Annotated in this window: 19 protein-coding genes; 18 read left to right on the top strand and 1 reads right to left on the bottom strand. The window is 71.8% G+C overall.

Going from position 1 to position 20,215, the window contains the following annotated elements:
* The 8 genes from ACFV8T_RS01330 to ACFV8T_RS01365 all read left to right on the top strand — a co-directional run.
* Positions 1-879 (top strand): hypothetical protein (locus ACFV8T_RS01330; RefSeq protein ID WP_385323201.1); only part of this gene is annotated, 879 nt, incomplete at its 5' end.
* Entirely contained in the window at positions 872-1,321 is a 450-nt protein-coding gene (locus tag ACFV8T_RS01335; protein ID WP_385323202.1) for a hypothetical protein, read from the top strand. The genes ACFV8T_RS01330 and ACFV8T_RS01335, both read left to right, overlap by 8 nt.
* A complete protein-coding gene (locus ACFV8T_RS01340) occupies positions 1,318-2,442 on the top strand; it encodes an acyl-CoA dehydrogenase family protein (protein ID WP_385323204.1) in 1,125 nt (374 codons plus the stop codon). The genes ACFV8T_RS01335 and ACFV8T_RS01340 overlap by 4 nt, the downstream gene beginning before the upstream one ends.
* Complete coding sequence (locus ACFV8T_RS01345) at positions 2,442-2,684, top strand: acyl carrier protein (RefSeq protein WP_385323206.1); 243 nt, start codon at positions 2,442-2,444, stop codon at positions 2,682-2,684. The genes ACFV8T_RS01340 and ACFV8T_RS01345 overlap by 1 nt, the downstream gene beginning before the upstream one ends.
* Positions 2,684-4,240: an amino acid adenylation domain-containing protein gene (locus ACFV8T_RS01350; RefSeq protein WP_385323208.1), complete on the top strand. Its 1,557-nt coding sequence runs from the start codon at positions 2,684-2,686 to the stop codon at positions 4,238-4,240. The genes ACFV8T_RS01345 and ACFV8T_RS01350 overlap by 1 nt, the downstream gene beginning before the upstream one ends.
* A gap of 20 nt (positions 4,241-4,260) precedes the next feature.
* Positions 4,261-5,526 (top strand): MFS transporter, encoded by a 1,266-nt coding sequence (locus ACFV8T_RS01355; RefSeq protein WP_385323209.1) that lies wholly within the window; start codon positions 4,261-4,263, stop codon positions 5,524-5,526.
* A gap of 62 nt (positions 5,527-5,588) precedes the next feature.
* On the top strand, positions 5,589-6,344 hold the full coding sequence (locus tag ACFV8T_RS01360) for a class I SAM-dependent methyltransferase (protein ID WP_385323211.1): 756 nt from the start codon (positions 5,589-5,591) through the stop codon (positions 6,342-6,344).
* A 3-nt stretch (positions 6,345-6,347) separates the two neighbouring features.
* Entirely contained in the window at positions 6,348-7,274 is a 927-nt protein-coding gene (locus ACFV8T_RS01365) for a phytanoyl-CoA dioxygenase family protein (protein WP_385323213.1), read from the top strand.
* 91 nt (positions 7,275-7,365) lie between these two features.
* Here ACFV8T_RS01365 and ACFV8T_RS01370 read toward each other — a convergent pair whose 3' ends face one another.
* The gene (locus ACFV8T_RS01370; protein ID WP_385323215.1) at positions 7,366-8,286 is read right to left on the bottom strand and encodes a cupin-like domain-containing protein; all 921 of its coding nucleotides are present in this window, start codon (positions 8,284-8,286) and stop codon (positions 7,366-7,368) included.
* Between the two features lie 351 nt (positions 8,287-8,637).
* On the opposite strand from ACFV8T_RS01370, the gene ACFV8T_RS01375 reads away from it, so the two are divergent.
* The 10 genes from ACFV8T_RS01375 to ACFV8T_RS01420 are packed head-to-tail and all read left to right on the top strand — an operon-like array spanning position 8,638 to position 20,192.
* Entirely contained in the window at positions 8,638-11,295 is a 2,658-nt protein-coding gene (locus ACFV8T_RS01375) for a type I polyketide synthase (protein ID WP_385323216.1), read from the top strand.
* Positions 11,292-12,071: a thioesterase II family protein gene (locus ACFV8T_RS01380; protein WP_385323218.1), complete on the top strand. Its 780-nt coding sequence runs from the start codon at positions 11,292-11,294 to the stop codon at positions 12,069-12,071. The genes ACFV8T_RS01375 and ACFV8T_RS01380 overlap by 4 nt, the downstream gene beginning before the upstream one ends.
* Complete coding sequence (locus ACFV8T_RS01385) at positions 12,059-13,030, top strand: 3-hydroxyacyl-CoA dehydrogenase family protein (protein ID WP_385323220.1); 972 nt, start codon at positions 12,059-12,061, stop codon at positions 13,028-13,030. The genes ACFV8T_RS01380 and ACFV8T_RS01385 overlap by 13 nt, the downstream gene beginning before the upstream one ends.
* Positions 13,023-13,292, top strand: a complete 270-nt coding sequence (locus ACFV8T_RS01390; RefSeq protein ID WP_385323221.1) for a phosphopantetheine-binding protein — start codon at positions 13,023-13,025, stop codon at positions 13,290-13,292. The genes ACFV8T_RS01385 and ACFV8T_RS01390 overlap by 8 nt, the downstream gene beginning before the upstream one ends.
* A complete protein-coding gene (locus tag ACFV8T_RS01395) occupies positions 13,277-14,455 on the top strand; it encodes an acyl-CoA dehydrogenase family protein (protein WP_385323223.1) in 1,179 nt (392 codons plus the stop codon). The genes ACFV8T_RS01390 and ACFV8T_RS01395 overlap by 16 nt, the downstream gene beginning before the upstream one ends.
* Positions 14,452-15,651, top strand: a complete 1,200-nt coding sequence (locus ACFV8T_RS01400) for a hypothetical protein (protein WP_385323225.1) — start codon at positions 14,452-14,454, stop codon at positions 15,649-15,651. The genes ACFV8T_RS01395 and ACFV8T_RS01400 overlap by 4 nt, the downstream gene beginning before the upstream one ends.
* Positions 15,648-16,961, top strand: a complete 1,314-nt coding sequence (locus ACFV8T_RS01405) for an acyltransferase domain-containing protein (protein ID WP_385323227.1) — start codon at positions 15,648-15,650, stop codon at positions 16,959-16,961. Before ACFV8T_RS01400 ends, ACFV8T_RS01405 begins: the two co-directional genes overlap by 4 nt.
* A gap of 38 nt (positions 16,962-16,999) precedes the next feature.
* Positions 17,000-18,421 carry a condensation domain-containing protein gene (locus tag ACFV8T_RS01410; RefSeq protein WP_385323228.1) on the top strand — a complete coding sequence of 474 codons (1,422 nt, stop codon included), beginning with the start codon at positions 17,000-17,002 and terminating at the stop codon, positions 18,419-18,421.
* On the top strand, positions 18,418-18,654 hold the full coding sequence (locus tag ACFV8T_RS01415; protein WP_331748334.1) for an acyl carrier protein: 237 nt from the start codon (positions 18,418-18,420) through the stop codon (positions 18,652-18,654). The genes ACFV8T_RS01410 and ACFV8T_RS01415 overlap by 4 nt, the downstream gene beginning before the upstream one ends.
* Positions 18,651-20,192, top strand: coding sequence for an AMP-binding protein (locus tag ACFV8T_RS01420; protein WP_385323230.1), 1,542 nt, complete (start codon positions 18,651-18,653; stop codon positions 20,190-20,192). The genes ACFV8T_RS01415 and ACFV8T_RS01420 overlap by 4 nt, the downstream gene beginning before the upstream one ends.
* Positions 20,193-20,215: the final 23 nt, after the last annotated feature.

Genomic DNA, 20,215 nt, shown 5'->3' on the forward strand with positions numbered 1-20,215 from the left:
TCCGCGCGCAAGTGCCGTACGAGCTTCACACCACGCCTCATGGCGCTCGCCGAGGCCGCCACACCCCGGCGTTACCTACCGGAGGTTCCCCTGAGCTCGCACAGTGGAAGGTTCACTCATTCCGAGGGCTATTCCCTCGACTACATGGTGAGTGTGCCCGACAAGATCACAAGCCCTTATCTCCATGTTCTCTTCCATGGCTTCAGCGTGATCGAGAAGCACGTTCCTCCGGTATTCGCACGCCGTCAGTGGGACGAGGCGGAGAACTCCGTCTGTCTCCTCGTGTCCGACCCGATCCACAATTACACAAAGGAATCGAGCTGCGGCTGGTTCCTGCTCGGCGAGGACGAGTTCCTGCCCCGGGTACTCGAACTGCGCGCGTCGCTCCTCCAGCAGTGGGGCCTGCGCGGCACCGTCTGGCACGGACTCTCCTCCGGCGGCTACGCGGCCATCAAGCACTGCATGCGCGGCGGACAGGACGACCTCGCCTTCGTCGTGTCACCGCACAACGACCCCCTGATCCTGCCCCAGTGGACCCGCGAGGCCGAGCCCTTCAGCAGCCTGCCCGCCATGGCGCGCCCACAAGCCACCACGGAGATCATCCGCGACTGGGCCGCCCCCGGCAGCGCCCGCTACCTGCACGTCGTGATCCCCGAGAAGGACTCCTACTTCGCCCTCAAGCACCTGCGGCCGATCATGGCGCACCTCGACGGGCACCCGAGCCTGCGCGCCGTCATGCTGCGCGACGGACGCGGCCACGGCTTCATCGCCAACAGCGACTACACCGCCCAACTGCGCCAGGCCGTCGACCGCTGGGAGCGCCACCGCGCCGACGCCGGGGCGGCCGTGGGCGCGGCGAGGGTGGCGAGCGATGACTGAGAGCCCCGCACCGCGCCGTATCCGCCCGGCAGTGCCCGGCGACGCCGACGCGCTTCAGCGCATCTACGACGAGGACGGCAAGGGCGACTTCGCGGCGCTCCTCGCGCACGGCGGCGGGACCCCCGGCACCACCCACTACGTCGTGGAGAGCGAAGGCCGGGTCGCGGCGGCATTCACCCTCACCCGGCTCGGCCGGCTGCGGCCCGACGGCGCCCCGCGCGTCTTCCTGCACGAGATCAAGCTGAGCCCCGTCCACCGCGGTGTCGGCATGACCGAGGACGTCTTCGCCTGGCTGCGCAGCGACCTGGGAGCCGGCCGCGACATCGAGGTGCTCGCGCTGACCTCCCAGGACCACCAGCCCTCGTCCATGGGTCACTTCGGCCTCGCCCGCTCCCACCATGTGTACAAGTGGCCGATCGCCCCGGCACAGGAGACCTCATGAGCAGCGCCCCGCACTTGGTGGACAGCGCCGAGTTCACCACCTGGCTCGACGGATTCCGCACCTGGGCGGCAGGCGCCGCCGAGGACGAGCGGGCGTGGAAGTCGGCCGGCGCCCAGGGGCTGTTCTCGCTGTCCCTGCCCGCCGAGCGGGGCGGCACCGGCGTCGGCTTTCTCGCCAGCTGTCTCGCGATGGAGGCCATGGCCGACGCCACCGGCCGCTCCGGGCTGCCGTTCGCCTTCTCCGCCCACATGTGGGCCTGCCAGGAGCCGGTCGCCGCGTTCGCCGACGCCGCACAGCTCAGCACCTGTCTGACGCCGCTCGCCGCCGGGACCGCGGTGGGCGCCTTCGCCGCCACCGAGTACGACGCCGGGTCCGACCTGCTCTCCCTCACCACCCGGGCCACCCCGCGCGACGACGGCGGCTGGACCCTCGACGGCGCGAAGACCTTCGTGACCAACGGCCCCGTCGCCGATGTCTTCGTCGTCATCGCCCGCACCGCCGAGGGCAGCCCGCTGTCCGGCCTGAGCGCCTTCCTGATCCCGCGCACGACCCCGGGACTCAGCGTCGGCCCCGCCTTCGAGAAGGCCGGCCTGCCGGGCGCCCAGGTCGGCTCGCTGCGCCTGGACGACTGCGCGGTGCCCGCATCGGCCGTGCTCGGTCCGGTGGGCGGCGGCTACGCGGTCCTCATGCGCGCGATGCGCTACGAGCGCGCCTTCATCCTCGCGCCGGTGCTCGGCCTGATGTCCCACGCCCTGCGCAAGGCCGTCGAACACGTCCGCACGCGCAGTCAGTTCGGCTCCACCCTGAGCACCTACGAGACGATCCGGCAGCGCGTCGTGCGCATGCACCTGAGTCTCACCAGTGCCCGGGAGGTCCTTGTCACGACCGCGCGCGCCGCCGACCGCGGCGAACTCGACCACGCGCGCGCCTCGTTGACGAAGCTTCACGTGAGCAACGAGTTCAACGCCTTCTGCCGGGAGCTTCCCGACGTCTACGGCGGATACGCGCTGTTCCCCGAGACCGGCGCCGCCCACCTCATGTCGGACGCGATTGCCAGCCGGTACTACTCGGGCACCTCCGACATGCAAATGAAGATCATCGCTGAAGGGCTGGGTTTGTGATGGCGCAGGATTCCGTGCTGGCCACCGTGCGGAGCATCGTCGAGGAGTCGGCGTCCGGTCAGGAGGTGACGGACGAGACCCCGCTCATCGCGCGCAGGATCATCGACTCCCTCTCCCTGCTGACCGTCGTGTCCCGGCTGGAGGACTCGTTCGACATCAGGATCGACGACACGGAGATCCTGCCGACCCACTTCGAGACCATCACGGCGATCCGCTCCTTCCTGACCGCGAAGGGGCGCTGATGGGCGTCGGCACCTCTCTCAGCGACGACCTGCGGGCCGCGGCCAAGCTGCACGCGGACCGGCCCGCCGTGATCGACGGCGACGTGACCCTCAGCTACACCGAGCTGGACGACGCTGCGGAGGCCATCGCGCTCGCCCTGCGCGACCTCGGGGTGCGCGACGGCGACTGCGTGGTGTGGCACGGCCGCAAGTCGTCCGCCGGCGTCGCGACGGTCCACGGCATCCTGCGCTCCGGCGGCGGATACGTGCCCCTCGACCCGGACGGACCGATCGCCCGCGCCGACCTCATCACCCGCGCCTGCGCCCCCCGCGCGGTCGTGGCCGACGGCACGGCCCGCGCCCGGTGGGACGCGCTGACCCCCGGCCTGGACTGGACCCCGCTGCCCGCGCCGCCCGGCGCCGACGACGGGCTGTGGGCCCACCTGCGCGAGGGCGACCCGCGCCCGCCGGTGGACGACCTCGCCTACGTCCTGCACACCTCCGGGAGCACCGGCATCCCCAAGGGCGTCGTCCATACCCACGCGAGCGCATCGGCGTTCGTCGACTGGGCCGTGGCCGAACTCGCCCTCACCCCCGACGACGTCATCGTCAACTCCGCCCCGCTCCATTTCGACCCCACCACCCTGCACCTGTTCGCCGCCGTCAGGTCGGGAGCGGCGGTGGCCTTGATGCCCGCCGCCGCAGCGCCCTTCCCCGCCGCGTACATCGACTTCTGCCGACGCTCCGGCGGCACCGTCCTGTACGCGGTGACGTCGACCCTCGTCTGGCTGGTGCGGCACGGCACCTCGCTGCTGCCCCGCCTCTCCGGGCTCCGCGCGTTCGTCACCGGCGGCGAGATCCTGCACCCCGTCGACGTCAACACCCTGCACGACGCCCTGCCGGCGATGCGGCTCCTGAACGTGTACGGCCCCACCGAGAGCAATGTGTGCACCTTCCACGAGATCAAGCCTCCTCTGGGACCCGAGGACGAAGTGCTCATCGGGCGCGTACTGCCCGGCGCGGAGATCCTGGTCGTGGACGACGACCTGACCGCCGTAGCACCCGGAGAGCCGGGCCAACTCCTCGTGCGCGGCGCGATGCTGATGACCGGCTACCTCGACGCCGCGCAGACCGCACGGTCGATGGTGCGCACCGCCGACGGCCGCGAGTGGTACGCGAGCGGCGACCAGGTCTGCGAGAACCCCGACGGTGACCTGCGGTTCATCGGGCGGGTGGACGCGCAGATCAAGTCGCGCGGCTACCGCGTGGAGCTCGGCGAGGTGGAGAAGGCCGTACGGCGTTGCGCGGGCGTCCACGAAGCGGTGGCCGTCGCCACCCCGGACCCCGTCTTCTCCAATCTGATCACCGTATTCGTCACCGCCGAAACCGAAGCGGCCCGCACCCTCGGCGGACAGCTGCCGGAATACCTGCCGCCCTACATGCTTCCGCGCCACGTCGTGCACGTCGACGGCGAACTCCCCAGGCTCAGCAATGGGAAAGTCGACCGGAAATGGCTCTCTGACCTGGCGAGTTCTCCGCGACTGCCCATAATGAGTGGCTTCACGATCTTCGGCTAGGGGAAGAGAGCGCTCTTGTGGTGACCACCGAGGGAAAGGTCGAATCCGAGTCCGAAGTCCTTCGGGTGCCCGGCTTCAGACGACTGTGGGGAGCGAACGGGTTCCGGTTCTCCGCGGCCGAGATCGCCAGCTTCGCACTCCCTATCACGGCAGTTACGTCACTGCACGCGAGCCCCTTCGAAGTCAGTCTGGTCTTCGTCTTCAGCCGCCTCGGCTACCTGCTGGTCGGGCTGCCCGCCGGCGTCTGGGTCGACCGCTGGAACCGCAAGTCCGTCCTGCTCTGGTCGGACGCGATCTACGCGGTCACCTTTGCCGGCATCCCGCTCGCCTACGCCCTCGACGCCCTGACCGTGCCGCATCTCATCGCGACGGCCTTCGTCGGCAGTGTGAGCGGTGTGTTCTTCGACGTCGCGCACAACAGCGTCCTGCCCCAACTGCTGCCCAAGCGCCAGATAGCCGACGCCAACGCCCGGCTGCAGACCTCCTCCACCACCATCATGGCGGTCTCACCCGGCGCGGCAGGCCTGGCGACCCGGGCCGTCCCCGCCCCCCTCCTGTACCTGTTCGCCGTCGTCTGCCACCTCGTGTCCATCCTGATGATCAAGGGCATCAAGCCCGCCGAGATGGACCGGCCCCCCGTCGAGAAGCGCAACTTCCGCCGCGAGATCGTCGAGGGCGTACGGTTCCTCTTCAAGCACCCCCTGCTCCGCCTGATCGTCTGCCAGGCCGCCCTGAACAACCTCGGCGCCGGCATCATGCTGGCGATGCTGCCGGTCTTCCTCCTCGACGAGGTCGGCGTCTCCTCCTGGGCCTTCGGCCTGCTGTCCACCCTGGGCGCCGTCGCCGGTGTCGTCGCCTCACTGCTCTGCCCGCGGCTGCGGCGCCGCTTCGGCGAGATCCGGATGACGATGGTCTTCTCCGCGCTCGCTCCCTTCGCCCTCGTCGCCGCGCCCCTCGCCGCCGTCTTCCGCGGCGCGGCCGTCCCCCTCGTCGCCACCGCCCAGATCCTCATCGGCTTCGTCGTGGTCGGCCGGGCCGTCGCCGTCGCCGGACTGCGCGCCCGCGCCACCCCGCTCGCCTACATGGGACGCGTCACCGCCGCCAACGGCGTCGTCACCCAGGGCGCCACCCCGCTCGGTGGACTGATCGGCGGTGTCCTCGCCGGCACCTGGTCGACCACGGTCGCCCTCTGGGTCGGTGTGGTCGTCACGGCGATCCCCGTTGTCATCCTGCTGCGCTCGCCGCTCCGTTCGCACCGGACCTTTCCCCCGGAGTGGGAGGTCTGACGGGCCCGACGCCCGCAGCACCCCGCCCCCCGTAACCGACCCCATCACGCGGGAGACCCACCGTGAGTGTTCACACCCCCACCCTCGATCTCGCCACCGGCGGGGACCCCTTCGGCGACGCCGTCCGGGAGGTCTGGGAGGCAGGCGCCCGGCCGGGCGTCTCCTACGAGATCATCGAGCGCGACGATGGCCTGATCACCGCCAACGACGTCCACCGGTACTTCGCGCCCTACGCCGAGTGGGCCCCGCTCGAACAACAGCTCTGCGAACGGGCCGGACAGCAGGTCCTCGACGTCGGGTGCGGGCCCGGCCGGCACGCCACCCACCTGCTGGAACAGGGCCGCCAGGTGCTCGGCGTCGAGTCCTCGCCCGGCGCCGCCGACATCGCCCGTCTGCGGGGCGTGGAGACGCTCACCACCACCGTCGAGACCCTCACGCCCGACATCGGCAGTTTCGACACCGTGCTGCTCGGCGGCCAGAACATCGGGCTCCTGGGCAACCGCGAGAAGGCCGGGGACATCCTGCGCCGCCTCGCCGCCGTGACCCGCCCCGGCGGCTCACTCCTCGGCGTGAGCGTCGACCCGCACGCCCTGACCAGCGCCTGGAACCGGGCCTACCAGGAGCGCAACCTCGCCGCGGGCCGGCTGGCCGGGCAGCAGCGGCTGCGCATCAGGGACGGTGTGACGTCGACGCCCTGGTTCGACTACCTCTACGCGTCCGCGGCGGAACTCGAGTCACTGGCGGACGGGACACCATGGCGGGTCCACGAACTGGTCCGGCACGGAAAGCAATATTTGGCACATCTCACGAGGAGCTGACACATGCCCACACTCAACCGGAGTGTCCTTGAGAAGGCCGCGGCGGAGTACGCCGATCAAGGGTTCGCCATCATCCGTGACGTCCTGCCACCGGATCTCCTGGACGAGGCCCGCGCCCATGTCGAGTGGCTGACCCGCAAATACCCGGACCTGCGCCCCGAACACTTCCACCACCCCCTGATCCGCAACGACGCCTTCTGGGCGCGCCTGGTCTCGGAGCCCCTGCTGGTGGACATAGGGGAGTTCTTCCTCGGCGAGAACCTGGCGTGCTTCACCGCCCACTACATCTGCAAGCCGCCCCATGACGGCCAGCCCGTCCTGTGGCACCAGGACGGCGCCTACTGGACGCTGAGCCCGATGGAAGCCCTGACGGTGTGGCTCGCCATCGACGAGAGCACCACGGAGAACGGCTGCCTGCGCATGATCCCCGGCAGCCACCGGCTGCCGCTGCACAAGCCGTCGGTGCGGACCGACAAGGACAACATGCTGTTCTCCACGGCCGACGAGACCGTGGTGCGGGAGTGGGCCGACGAGCGCGGCATCGTGGACATCGAGCTCCAGCCGGGCGACGTCTCGATCCACCACCCGAGCCTGCTGCACTGCTCGGAGGCGAACACCTCCGCCAAGCGCCGCTGCGGCCTCGACATCGGCTACATCTCCACCAGCACGCGGATCCGCAGCGAGGGCCTCTACCTCGACCCGCTGCTCGTCCGGGGGAGCGACCCCGCCGCCCTCAACAGCTACCGTCCCTTCCCCGCCTACCAGGAGGGCGAGACGATCCCCTTCGCGGGCCGTGAGGAATGGAACGCGACGGTGGAGCTGCGCAACAAGGAGCTGCCGCAGAGCCGCGCCGCCGTCCGCGAGGGCAGCCCGGTCGAGATGACCCGGCACATGATCGACCGGCTGCGCGCGGGCACCGTGAAGAGCTGACCGGGCGCCGCGCGCCCGTCGTGCGGCATCCCCGAACGCCCGATGGCTCACCGCGCGCATGCGGTGGGCCATCGGGCGTTCGGGGCCGGGGTCAGCCGCCGGCCGGGCGCGGGTTGGTGGCGCGGAACGACGTGACGAGTTCGGCCGCCAGGGAACGGGGGTCCTCGCCGGCCAGGGACTTCTGGAAGCGGGTGATCAGGCCGGCGAGGCGGTCCACAGCCGCGTCGTGCCCGGGGCCGTCGGCCGCCGACACCCCGTACGCGAACTCCCGCCAGTCGGCGGCTTCGAGCAGCCGCTCCTCCAGGGCGCCGCTGAACACCCGCGCCCAGTGCGGGCCCTTGACCACGAGGTTCAGCTGCATGCAGGCGCCGGTCGAGTACGTCTCGTGCCACCAGCCGCGCGGCAGGAACAGCAGCCCGCCGGCCTCCATCGTGACCTCACGGGCGTCGTCCGGCATCCGCTCGGGGAACGGGGCGTGCGCATAGTCGAGTTGACGTTCGTCGGCCTGCTTGCGGTCGCGCGCGAAGCACATCGTCGTCTGGTTCTCGATGCTCGTGTTCGGGGCGAGCCGCCACCGCTTGGAGCCGGACAGGAGCAGCGCGAAGTTCACGTCGAAGTCGCTGTGCAGGGGGACACCGCTCGTGCCCGTCGAGCAGAAGATCTCGCAGGACATCCGGTCGGGCGGCAGCCCCAGCCGCAGCGCAGCCTCGTCGATGAGGCCGGTGAGGCCGGCGAACTCCCGCTCGGCGTGGCGCATGTAGCAGGTGAACCCCGCCCGGTACATCGGCAGTGCGTCGCTGCCACGCGGCACGCGCGCGTGCGGGCCGTTGCGCTGGATGAGGGAGACCGGGCCGCCGAAGGACCTCAACACCTCTTCCGCGCCGACCAGTTCGGGTACCGCCGCGAGGAGCCGCCCGGGGAGCGCGGCCGGCGGTCCCGCGTACGGGGTGTCGGGCCAGTGGTCCGAGAAGAATTGCTCCGGAGTGAGCGGAGCGATGAAATCTGCGAACACCAGTAATCTTCCTCCAAAACAGAGTTCGACGCGCGGAGTAGATCTTTCCGGTCTTCCAGAGGCGTCGATTTGTTGGTCTACCCGTCCTGCTCCGATGTGTCCAGCTTTCACCGGAGCGTGGTGCCGATGTGATGTCAGAGACGTTGTGTGGCAACGTTTCCAGGCCCTTCAGGAAGTATTTCAAGAGATTTTCAGGGGTTCTTCGAACATTTCCCGGGAAATGTTCGGGCGGCTTGGAACCACTTCTATTTCTCCGGCGCCCGAAGGTATGGTGCCGATCGCGAGGCGGGTTGATCTCACCAACAAGAGATTGGGCGGTCAGTGACAACTCAGGGCCGGAACACCGATGGCGTGCACCAGCCGCACCAGGCACGTCAGCTGTCCCGTTCGCACGGGGGAAGCGGGACCGTTCCCGTCGCTGTCATCGGTATGGCCTGCCGTTTTCCCGGAGCGCGGAACGCCGACGAATTCTGGTGCAATCTGGTCGAGGGACGTGACGCGGTCACCCGCGTGACCGGACCGCGCGGCATCGCGTCCCGCGGACTCCTCGACGATCCCGAGCGCTTCGACGCCGGATACTTCGGTATGTCCCCGCGCGAGGCCCGCCTCGTCAATCCGCAGCACCGGGTCTTCCTGGAGTGCGCGGTGGAGGCCCTGGAGAACGCGGGCGTGGACCCGGCCCGTCACCCGGGAACCGTCGGCGTGTACGGGGGCAGCAGCGACAACGCCTACGGGCACGTCCTCACCGCCCAGCGGGCACGGCAGCCACCGGTGTCGGCGTACGAGATCCGGATGGGCAACGGAGCCGACTTCCTGTGCAGCCGCGTCGCCTACAAGCTCGGCCTGCGCGGCCCCACCGTCGCCGTCCAGGCGGGCTGCGCGACCTCCCTGGTCTCCGTGCATCTGGCGGTCCAGGGCCTGCTCTCGGGCGACTGCGACCTGGCGCTCGCCGGGGGAGCGACGGTGCGCTTCCCGTTCGTGCCGGACGAGGCGACCGAGGCGGGCATCCAGGCACCGGACGGCGTCTGCCGGGCGTTCGACGCGGACGCGCGCGGGGCGGTGGGAGCAGACGGCGTCGGTCTCGTCGTACTGAAACGCCTCGACCGGGCCCTGGCCGACGGCGACCGGATCGACGCGGTCGTCCTGGGCAGCGCGGTCAACAACGACGGCGCCGACCGCATGGGCTTCGCCGCCCCGGGCGTCGATGGACAGGCCGCCGTGATCGAAGCAGCCCATCGCGCCGCCGACATCGACCCGGCCACCTGTACCTACGTGGAAGCGCACGGCACCGGCACCCCTCTGGGCGACCCCGTCGAGATCGCGGCGCTCACCAAGGCGTTCCGGCGCGGCGGCGAGCGCCGCGCCCCCTGCGGAATCGGTTCCGTGAAGACCGGCATCGGGCACACCGATGCCGCGGCCGGCGCCGCCGGACTGATCAAGACGGTCCTGGCCCTCAAGCACGGCCTGCTCCCGCCGAGCCTGCACTTCACCACCCCCAACCCGCAGATCGACTTCGGGGCGGGCCCGTTCCGCGTCGTCACGCAGCCGCGGGAGTGGCGGCCCGAGGGGATGCCGCGCCGCGCCGGAGTCAGCTCCTTCAGCCTCGGCGGCACCAACGCGCACGTCGTCCTGGAGCAGCCCCCCGCCCGGGAGACCGCGCCGCCGTCCGGCCGCTCCTGGCATCTCCTCCCGCTGTCGGCGAAGACCCCGGCCGCGCTGGAACAGACCGTCGCCCGCCTCGCCGCGCATCTGCGGGACCGTCCCGGGACGCCGGCCGCCGGTCTGGCCCGGACGCTCCAGACCGGGCGTACGGAGCACGCGCGACGGCGGTTCGCGGTCGTGGACGGTGTCGATGACGCCGTCCGTGTGCTCTCCGGGGAACTGCCCGAACGGCTCGTCGGCGCCGCCACCGGCACCGGCACCGCCACCGGCACCGCGCCGGGACCGGTGGATTTCCGGTGCACGCCGGTGGCCGGCGCCGACGTGGCGCGGGAGCGGGATGCCGCCGCCCGGCTGTACGCGGCCGAGCCGACGTTCCGGAGCGCCGTGGACGCGTGCGCGGCGGGCGACGTCTTCGCGGGGTCCGCCCCCGCGCGGACCGTCACGTTCGCCACTCGGTACGCGCTTGCCCGGCTGTGGCAGCGGCGCGGTGTCGTGCCCGCGTCGGTCTCGGGCGAGGGCGTGGCCGGGGTGTTGGCGGCGGCCGTGGTGGCCGGGGTGTTCGGGGCGGCCGAGGCGGGGCGGCTGGTGGTGGAAGCGGCGGAGCGAGGGCCCGTGGAATCCGAGGACGAGCGGGCCGCGTGGGAGAAGTCGGTCCGGCGGGCCGGCCCCCGGGCGCCCGTACTGCCGCTCCGGGTCGCGAGCGGCGGGACGCAGGCGAGGCGGGTCACGTCGGACGAGGCGGTCGATCCGGCGTACTGGGCCACGCTCCTGGGCCGGCCGGACACCTCGACGGACGTGCCGGACCCGTACGACGCGGAGGACCGAACCGGCGCTCGCCGCCCGCGCGGCATCTCCCTCGACCTGCGCGCCGAGCGGACCCCCACCGACGAACCGGCCGTGCTCGACGCCGTCGGACGCCTGTGGCTCGCGGGCGCCCCCGTCGACTGGGCGGCACTGCACGACACCGCCCCCGAGCGCGTCGCCCTCCCGGCCTACCCCTTCGCGGGACAGCGCTACACGGTGGAGACGGACGACCCCGCCCTCGCACAGCGGCCCGGCCCGTCTCCCGCCGCACCCCCGCAGCCGGCCCAGGACCCGAGCGGGGACGGCGACAACGTCGACCTGGTGGCCGCCCTCTTCGCAGAGATCCTCGAACTGCCCCACGTGGAGCCCGACGAGAGCTTCTTCGACCTCGGCGGCGACTCCCTCATCGCCACCAAATTCGTCGCGCGGGCCCGCGAGGTCTTCCCCGTCGAACTGGTGCCCCGCTCCCTCTTCCAGGCCCCCACCGCCGAGCAGCTCGCCGCCCTCATAGCGGAGCGCCTGGCCGCACAGGGCGCCCGATGAGCGGCTGGACGGTGCGCCGGCACCGCCGACCGGACGCCGCCACCTCCCTCTTCTGCTTCCCGCACGCCGGCGGATCGCCGGGGGAGTACGTGCGCTGGGCCGACGACCTGCCGGACGTCCAGGTCTGGGGAGTCCATCTGCCCGGCCGGACCACCCGCAACGCCGAACCGCCCTTCACCCGCGTCGGACCGCTGGTCGACGCCCTGGTGACCGCCGTCCGGTTCGACGGCGACGGACCGTTCGTCCTCTTCGGGCACAGCCTCGGTGGGCTGCTCGCCTTCGAGACGGCGAAGGAGCTGCGCCGCCGTGGCCGGCGGGGCCCCGACCGCCTGATCGTCTCCTCGTGCCCGGCGCCACCCCTGCCGGCGTTCGGTGAGCCCCTCCACCTGCTGCCCGACGAGGCGCTCCTGCGCGAGATCGAACGGCGCTGGGGCGAGCCCCTCGACCATCTGCGCGGCCACCCGGACCTGCGCGCCGACGCCCTCAGCAGTTTCCGCGCCGACTTCGCGCTCCTGGACAGCTACCGGCCCACCCCGGACGCCCCGCTGACCTGCCCGGTCACCGCGGTCGCCGGGACGGACGAGCCGGGCGCCGACACCGTCGCGGCCTGGTCCCGGCACACCACGGGGCCCACCGACATCCGGCTCGTGCCGGGCGGTCACTTCTACTTCCGCACGAGCCGGACCGCAGCCATGAGCGTCGTCCGGGAGACCGTCCTGACGCATTCCCGAACAGTTCTCGACGAGACGAAAGGAGGCCCGGAGTGGAGCGGATAGGCGTCGTGGGCGCCGGCACCATGGGCCGTGGAGTCGCCCAGCTCTTCGCCGAGCAGGGGCACGAGGTCGTTCTGGTGGACGTCGCGGACCCGGTCCTCGACTCCGCGCGAGCGGAGATCGGCCGGGACGTGCGCTTCGCGCGGCTGCTGCGCCCCGGGACACCGGACCGGGTGCCGGAGGAGGTCGTGGGGCGGATCAGGTTCACCACGGACCTCAAGGAGGTGCGAGGGGTCGACTTCCTCTTCGAGAACACCACCGAGAACTGGGACCTCAAGCGCCCTCTCTACGGCGAACTCGACTCCCTGTGCGCCCCCGACGTGCCCTTCGGCGTCAACACCTCCGCGATCCCCATCACCCGGGTCGCCTCCGCCACCGGGCGGCCCGACCGGGTGATCGGTACGCACTTCATGAACCCGGCGCCCGCCAAACCCACCGTCGAGCTGATCCGCGGCCACCACACGTCCGACGAGACCCTGGCGCGCACCCAGGACCTCCTGGACCGTGCGGGCAAACGGCACATCGTGGTCGGGGACTCACCGGGCTTCGTGACCAACCGGGTCCTGATGCTCACGCTCAACGAGGCGATCTTCCTGCTCCACGAAGGCGTCTCCGGGGCCGCCGAGATCGACCGCCTGTTCAAGGAGTGCTTCGGGCACGCCATGGGGCCGCTGGAGACCGCCGACCTCATCGGCCTCGACACGGTGCTGCTCTCGCTCGACGTCCTGTGCGACAGCTTCGACGACCCCAAGTACCGCCCGTGCCCGCTGCTGCGCAAGCTGGTCGACGCGGGGCTTCTCGGCAGGAAGACGGGCCAGGGCTTCCACCGCTACGACACCCCCCAGGGCCGTCCCACGCCACGGCGTCACGACCCCCACCAGCGCCACGAAACCCACCGGAACGACGACGACACCCACCAGACCCACGAGTCCGACGAGTCGGGAGAGCGACGGCATGGTTGAGGACGACAAGCACCTGATCCGCGCGTTCATCGGCTCGCACGTCGGCGAGGAGTCCGTGGACGACGACGTGGACCTCTTCGCGAGCGGATACGCGACCTCGCTCTTCGCCGTCCAGCTCGTCATGTGGGTCGAGCAGACCTTCGACCTGGTGGTGGGCGGCCAGGACCTCGACTTCGCGAACTTCTCGTCGGTCGACGCCGTCGCGGCCTTCGTGGACGGCAAGCGCGCCACCGTCGGAGGTGGGGCGTGGACTTCGAACTGAGTCCGGAGCAGCGCCGGTTGCGCAAGGACGTCATCGCCTTCGCCGAGCGGGAGCTCGGCAGGGACACCCCGGCCGACGACCGCGAAGCCCGCTTCCCGCGCGCCGACTGGGAGCGGTGCGCCGCGTTCGGCGTGCTCGGCTGGCCCGTGCCCGAGGAGTACGGCGGCGCCGGCCTCGACCCGCTGACCACGATGATCGCCCTGGAGGCACTCGGCTACGGATGCCGGGACAACGGCCTCGTCTTCGCCGTCAACAACCACCTGTGGGCCTGCACGATTCATCTGCTGCTCCACGGCAGCGAGGAGGTGAAGCGCGCCTACCTGCCGTCCCTGTGCGCCGGCACCCTCATCGGCGCCCAGGCACTCTCCGAACCCGAGGCCGGCTCCGACCTGCTCGGCATCACCACCGTGGCGCGCCGCGACGGCGACGTGTACCGGCTCGACGGCACCAAGTGCTTCATCAGCAACGGACCGGTGGCCGACGTCTTCGTCGTCCTCGCCCGCACCGGCGACGAGGGCAGGAAGCAGAACCAGCTCACCGCGTTCGTCGTCACCGCCGATCTGCCCGGCGTCGTCAAGAAGGCCGAACTCTCGAAGATGGGCCTGCGGTCCACCCCGATGGGCGTGATCGAGTTCGACGGGACGCCGGTGCCCGCCGCGAACGTCCTCGGCCGGGAGGGCGGCGGCTACGGCGTCTTCACCTCGTCCATCGAGTGGGAGCGTTCCTTCATGTTCGCGCCGCAGGTCGGCGCCATGGAGCGGCTCCTCGACGCGTCCGTGCGGCACGCCAACTCCCGTGAACAGTTCGGACGTTCGATCGGAAACTTCCAGGCCGTCTCCCACGAGATAGCCGACATGAAGATCCGTCTCGAACTGGCGCGGATGCTCCTCTACCGGGTCGGCTGGCTGAAGCGCGAAGGCCGTCTCGCGCTCCTGGACGCCACCATGGCCAAGATCTTCGTCAGCGAGAGCCTGGTGCGGACCGCCATGGCGGCCGTCGAGGTGCACGGCGCCCGCGGCTACCTCACCGACGAGGGCATCGAGCGGGAACTGCGCGACGCGCTCGCCGGACCCATCTACGCCGGAACCAACGCCGTGCAGCGCGGCATCCTCGGCGAACTCATCGGAGTGCGCGGCGCGTTGTCGACCGGGGAGCGGCGATGACCCGGATACCGCTCGACGCCCCGGTCCCCGCCGCACTCGCCGACGAACTCGCCAAGCGGATCTACTTCGTCTCCGACCGGATCACCGACTTCACCCTGATCCGCTCCGGGGACACGGTCACCGCGGTCGACGTCACCACACAGGACGCGGCGGCGGCCGACCTCGACGCACTCACCCGCAAGCTGCACCTGGTCGTCGCCAACGACGTCCTGAGCCAGCGCCAGGTGGAGCCCAAGGTGGTGTGGCGCTCCGCCGAGGGCGGCGCGGTCCGGGACGTCTTCCCCGAACTCCTGGCGCGAGGCGTCGCCGCGGAGCTGGGCGAGGGGCAGATCGCGCTCGGCGAACCCGTCCTGTCCCTGATGGACCACCTCGACGCCGAGATACGCGCCCTCGTCCTGGACGAGTTCGACGCCCACGAGTTCCGCTACCCGACCCTGATGTCCGCCCCCGCGCTGCGCCGCACCGGCTACTTCGAGTCCTTCCCGCAACTCCTCATGCTGGTCTCACGGCTGCACGGCGACGTCGACACCTACCGCGCCTTCCTGTCCACGCTGACCGGCGGCGACGGGGACGACGGCGGCGATCTCGCCGCGGCCCTGCGTGAAAACACCGGCGACATCGACCACGTCCTGCCGCCCACCATGTGCTTCCACACCTACCACCAGTACGCCGACGGCCCACCGCCCGCCCCGAACACGGTGGTCACCGCCCGCGGCAAGGCGTTCCGGTACGAGTCCCGCTACCGCCGCTCCCTGGAACGGCTCTGGGACTTCACCATCCGCGAGATCGTCTTCCTCGGCACCCCCGACTTCGTCCTCACCTCCCGCGCCCGGCTGATGGAACGCGCCTACGCCCTGACCGAGTCGCTCGGACTCGGCGGCCGGTGCGAGGTGGCCGGCGACCCGTTCTTCCTCAACGAGTCCGCGGCCGTCCGGGCCTGGTCCCAGCGGCTCCTGGAGATGAAGTACGAACTCCGGCTGCCCCTGGACGACGAGCGGGACGTGGCCGTCGCCTCCTTCAACTACCACGAGCAGTTCTTCGGGAAGTCGTTCGGCATCCGCGACGCGGACGAGCGGCCCGTGTTCACCGGCTGCGCCGGTTTCGGCCTCGAACGCCTCACCTACGCCTTCCTCTGCCGGCACGGCGCCGACCCCGCACGCTGGCCCGCCCACGTGCGCAAGGCGGTGGCCCGATGAGCGGACCGCCCCGCCTGCTGACCCTCAGCGCACCGACACCGGACGCCCTGGAGCGAGCCAGCGACGCACTCGCCGACCAGCTCCACACCCTGGACGACGGCGCCGCCGCCCCGGCACCGGACCTCCCCGGGGCCACGGCGCCCCCGGGAACCGTACGCCGCGTGCTCGTCGCCACCTCGGCGGCCGACGCGGCACGGTGGCTGCGCCGACGCGACCCCCGCCGCGTCTTCACCGCGGGCCCCGGAACCTGCGCCTCCCGCGTCTTCCTGTTCTCCGGGGTCGGCGACCAGTACCCGGGCCTGGGCGCCGGCCTGTACCGGTGCGTGCCCGCCTTCCGCCGCGAACTCGACCGCTGTCTGCGTCCCCTCGCCACCGACCACGGCCTCGACCTGCGCCCCGTGCTCTTCCCACCGGAGGCCGACCCGGCGGCCGGCGACGCACGCCCCGACCTCGCGGCCCTCTTCGAGCGGCGCGAGAAGCCCCAGGAGATCCATCGCACGGTCGTCGCCCAGCCGCTGCTCTTCGCGATGCAGTACGCGCTGTCGAACGCCCTGTCGGACCTCGGCGCCGAACCGACCGCGCTGGCCGGGTACAGCGTCGGCGAGTACGTCGCCGCCTGTGTCGCGGGGGTCTTCTCCCTTCAGGACGCGCTGCGACTGGTCGCAGACCGCGCCCGGCTCGTGGAGGCGCTGCCGAAGGGCGCGATGCTCGCCGTCACGGCCGGAGCCGACGAGGTCACCCCGCACCTCGCGCCCGGCGTGTCGCTCGCCGCGCTCAACAGCCCCGGACAGACCGTGCTCTCCGGCTCCGTCGAGGCCGTCGAGGAGAGCGCGCGGACCCTCACCGCACACGGCGTGGCCTGCCGCCGCCTCGTTACCACCCACGCCTTCCACTCCACGATGACCCGGCCACTGACCGAACCCCTCGAAGCGCTCCTCGCGACGATGCCGATCGAGGCCCCCCGCCTGCCCGTGCTCTCCAACGCCACCGGCACCTGGCTGCGCGCCGACGAGGCCACCGACCCCGGCTACTGGGCCCGCCAGTTGAGCCGCACCATCCGGTTCGCCGACCAGCTGGCCGAGGTGTGGCGGCTGCCCGACCCGATGCTGGTCGAACTGGGTCCGGGCCAGGCACTCTCCCGTCTCGCGCTCGCTCATCCGGGGCGCCCCGCGGACGCCGCCGCCCGGGTGGTGCAGACGATGCCGGGCCAGTTCGAGAGCCGCACCGAACGCGAACTGCTGCTCGGCGCGGCAGGCCGGCTGTGGGCCGCCGGAGTCGAGATCGACTGGAGTGCCATGCGATGGGAGTGAACGACATCGCGCCGCCGAAAGCAGAAGGGAACGCACCCGTGAGCGGTCGGACCACGCGCACCGGCAGAACAGCGCCCGCATTCCGCACCGGCCCCCACCCGGAGCCCGTTCCGCTGTCGTGCTCGCAGGAGCGGCTGTGGTTCCTGCTGCACCTCAACCGGGGCATGCGCGCCTATCAGTTCCAGGCGACCCTCGAACTCACCGGAACGCTCGACGCCGCCGCCCTCGCGAAAGCACTCACCGAGGTGGTCAGGCGCCACGAGGTCTACCGCACGACCTTCGCCGCCGGCCGCGAGGGACCGCGGCAGATCGTCCACCCGCCGTTCCCCGTCGAGCTGCCCGTCGAGGACCTGCGCGACGCCCCCGACCCCGAGGAGGCCGCCCGCGCGGCGGTGCGCGAGGCCGTCCGCGTCGACCTCCCCTTCGACCGGCTCCCGCTGGTCGACTGGCGGCTCCTGCGCACCGGGCCCGACCGGCACGTCCTGCTCCACCTCGAACACCATCTGATCCACGACGGCTGGGGCTTCAACCGCTTCGTCGAGGAACTGTGCTCCCTGTACGGGGCCTACGCGCAGGGCCTGCCGTCACCACTGCCCGAACCCGCGCTCCAGTTCGCCGACTACGCCGTCTGGCAGCGCGCGTGGCTCCGGTCGGCGGACGCCGAGCGGCAACTGGCGTACTGGACAAGCCAACTCGACGGTGTGCCGCCCTACTTCGACCTGCCCACCGACCGGCCGCGCACCGCGCGCCGCCGGTTCACCGGCGACACCCTGCGCGTCACCGTCCCGGCCCGCGTCGCCGACCAGGTCCGTGACCTCGCCAGGCGCGAACGCGTCTCCCTGTTCACGGTGATGCTCGCCGCCTTCCAGGTGCTGCTGCACGGCTGGTCCGGCAAGGACGACTTCTGTCTGGGGACCGGCATCGCGGGCCGCGGCCGCCCCGAGACCGAGAACCTTCTCGGCATGCTGGTGAACACGGTCGCGCTCCGCGCCGACCTCCGCGGCGCCCCCACCTTCCAGGAACTGCTCACCCGCGTTCGCGCGACCACGCTCGGCGCGGTCCAGCACCAGGAACTCCCCTTCGACCAGGTGGTCACCGCGCTGCGTCCGCCCCGCATCCCCGGCCGACAGCCCCTGTCCGAGGTCGCGTTCGCCTTCCACGACTCGCCGCTGGGCGCCGTGACGATGCCGGGACTCGACGTCGCGGTGACTGTCGGCGTCACCAACGGCAGCGCCAAGTTCGACCTCAGCGTCGTCGCGATCCCCCGCGCCGAGCAGGCGATCGGCAAGGGCGAGAACACCGAGAGGGACGTCGAGCTCATCTGGGAGTACGACCAGGAGCTGTTCGACGCCGAGACCGTCGCGCGGGCGGCCCGCCACTACGAGGACCTCCTGGCCGCCGTGGCCGCCGACCCGCACCAGCGCCTCGCCACCCTGACCGCGCCACCGGAGGAACGATGACCGAGGACGACACCCTGTTCGCGGTGCGCGACGCCTGGGCCGAGACCCTGGCGCTCGACCCCGACGACGTACCGATCGACGTGGGCTTCTTCGACGCCGGCGGCAACTCGCTGCTCCTGGTGATGCTCTCCGAGCAGCTCGCGGACGTCGCCGGGCACCCGCTGCCCGTCGCGGACCTCTTCCAGCACCCGACCGTGCGCGCCCAGGCGGAGCTCCTCGCGGGTGGCCGGTGAGCGGCACCCTCTACGAGGTGTTCGCCGACACCGCCGAGCGCCGGCCGGACGCCCCGGCCGTCGAGCTGCCCGGCCGCACCCTCGCCTACCGCGAGCTCGGACAGGCCGCCGACGCCCTCGCGCAGCGGATCAGGGCCGTGCGGCCGGCCGTCGCGCGCGTCGGGCTGCTGGCCACCCGCAGCACGGTCGCCTTCGCCGGCTATCTGGCCACGCTCCGGCTCGGCGCGGCTGTCGTGCCCCTCAACCCCGAGCACCCCGACGACCGGCTCGCCCGCGTCCGGGAACAGGCCGCCGTGGACGTCGTCGTGGCCGACGCCGCCGCCGTGCGCGGCGGCGACCACGCGTGGGCGAACGGCCTCCCGGTCCTTTCGCTCACCGACGACGACGTCCTCGCCGCCGTGCCGGACGGCACGCTGCCGCCGTACCGTCCCGACCCCGACGCCACCGCCTACGTCCTGTTCACCTCCGGCACCACCGGACGCCCCAAGGGCATGCCGCTGCGGCACCGGCACGTCCTGCCCTTCGTCCGCGAGTGCCTCGCCCGGTACGAGGTCGGACCGGGATGCCGTATGTCGCACACCTTCGACCTGAGCTTCGACCCGTCCGTCTACGACCTCTTCGTCACCTGGGCGGGCGGTGCCGTGCTGGTCGTGCCCGGCCGCGGCGAGATGTTCAGCCCCGTCGACTACGCGGCGGGGCGCGCCCTGACCCACTGGTTCTCCGTGCCCTCCGCCATCTCCGTCAGCGCCCAGCTCGGCCGGCTGCCCACCGGGCCGACCACCGGGGCCACCCCGCCCGGCGCGATCACCGCCCTGCGCTACAGCGTCTTCGGCGGCGAGCAGTTCACCCTCGACCAGGCGCGCGCCTGGCACGCCGTCGCCCCCGGCTCCCGTATCGACAACGCCTACGGACCCAGCGAGGCCGCCGTCGCCTGCGCCGCCTACCGGCTGCCCCGCGACCCCGCCCACTGGCCCCGTACCTCCAACGGCACCGTCCCCATCGGCCAGGTCTTCGACCACCTGGAGCCGCTGCACGACGCGGGCACCGGTGAGCTGTGCGTACGCGGACCCCAGCGCTTCGACGGCTACGTGGACCCCCGCGACGACACCGGACGCTTCCACGGCCCCGCGGACGGCGGACGCCCGGGGCCCGAACACTTCTTCCGCACCGGCGACCGGGTCGGCGTCGAGGACGGCCGGCTCGTCCACCTGGGACGCCTCGACGACCAGGTGAAGATCCGCGGTCTGCGCGTGGAACCCGGCGACGTCGAGGCGACCCTGCGCCGACTGCCCCAGATCCACGACGTCGTCGTGACCGCCGTGCGCCGCGACGACATCGCCGAACTGGTCGCCTGCTACACCGGCGAGGCCGTACCGCCCCGCGACCTGGTCCGCGCCCTGCGCACGAGTCTCCCCGTCCATCTCGTGCCGCGGCGCTTCCTGCACCTGGAGACCCTGCCCCTCAACGCCAACGGCAAGACCGACCGGCAGGCGCTGCGGGCCCTCGCCGACCGGGCCGCGCGTGCCGGGACGCCCTGAACCCCCACCACCCCGGCCGACCG

It is taken from the genome of Streptomyces sp. NPDC059832 (assembly GCF_042731715.1).
Taxonomy (GTDB): domain Bacteria; phylum Actinomycetota; class Actinomycetes; order Streptomycetales; family Streptomycetaceae; genus Streptomyces.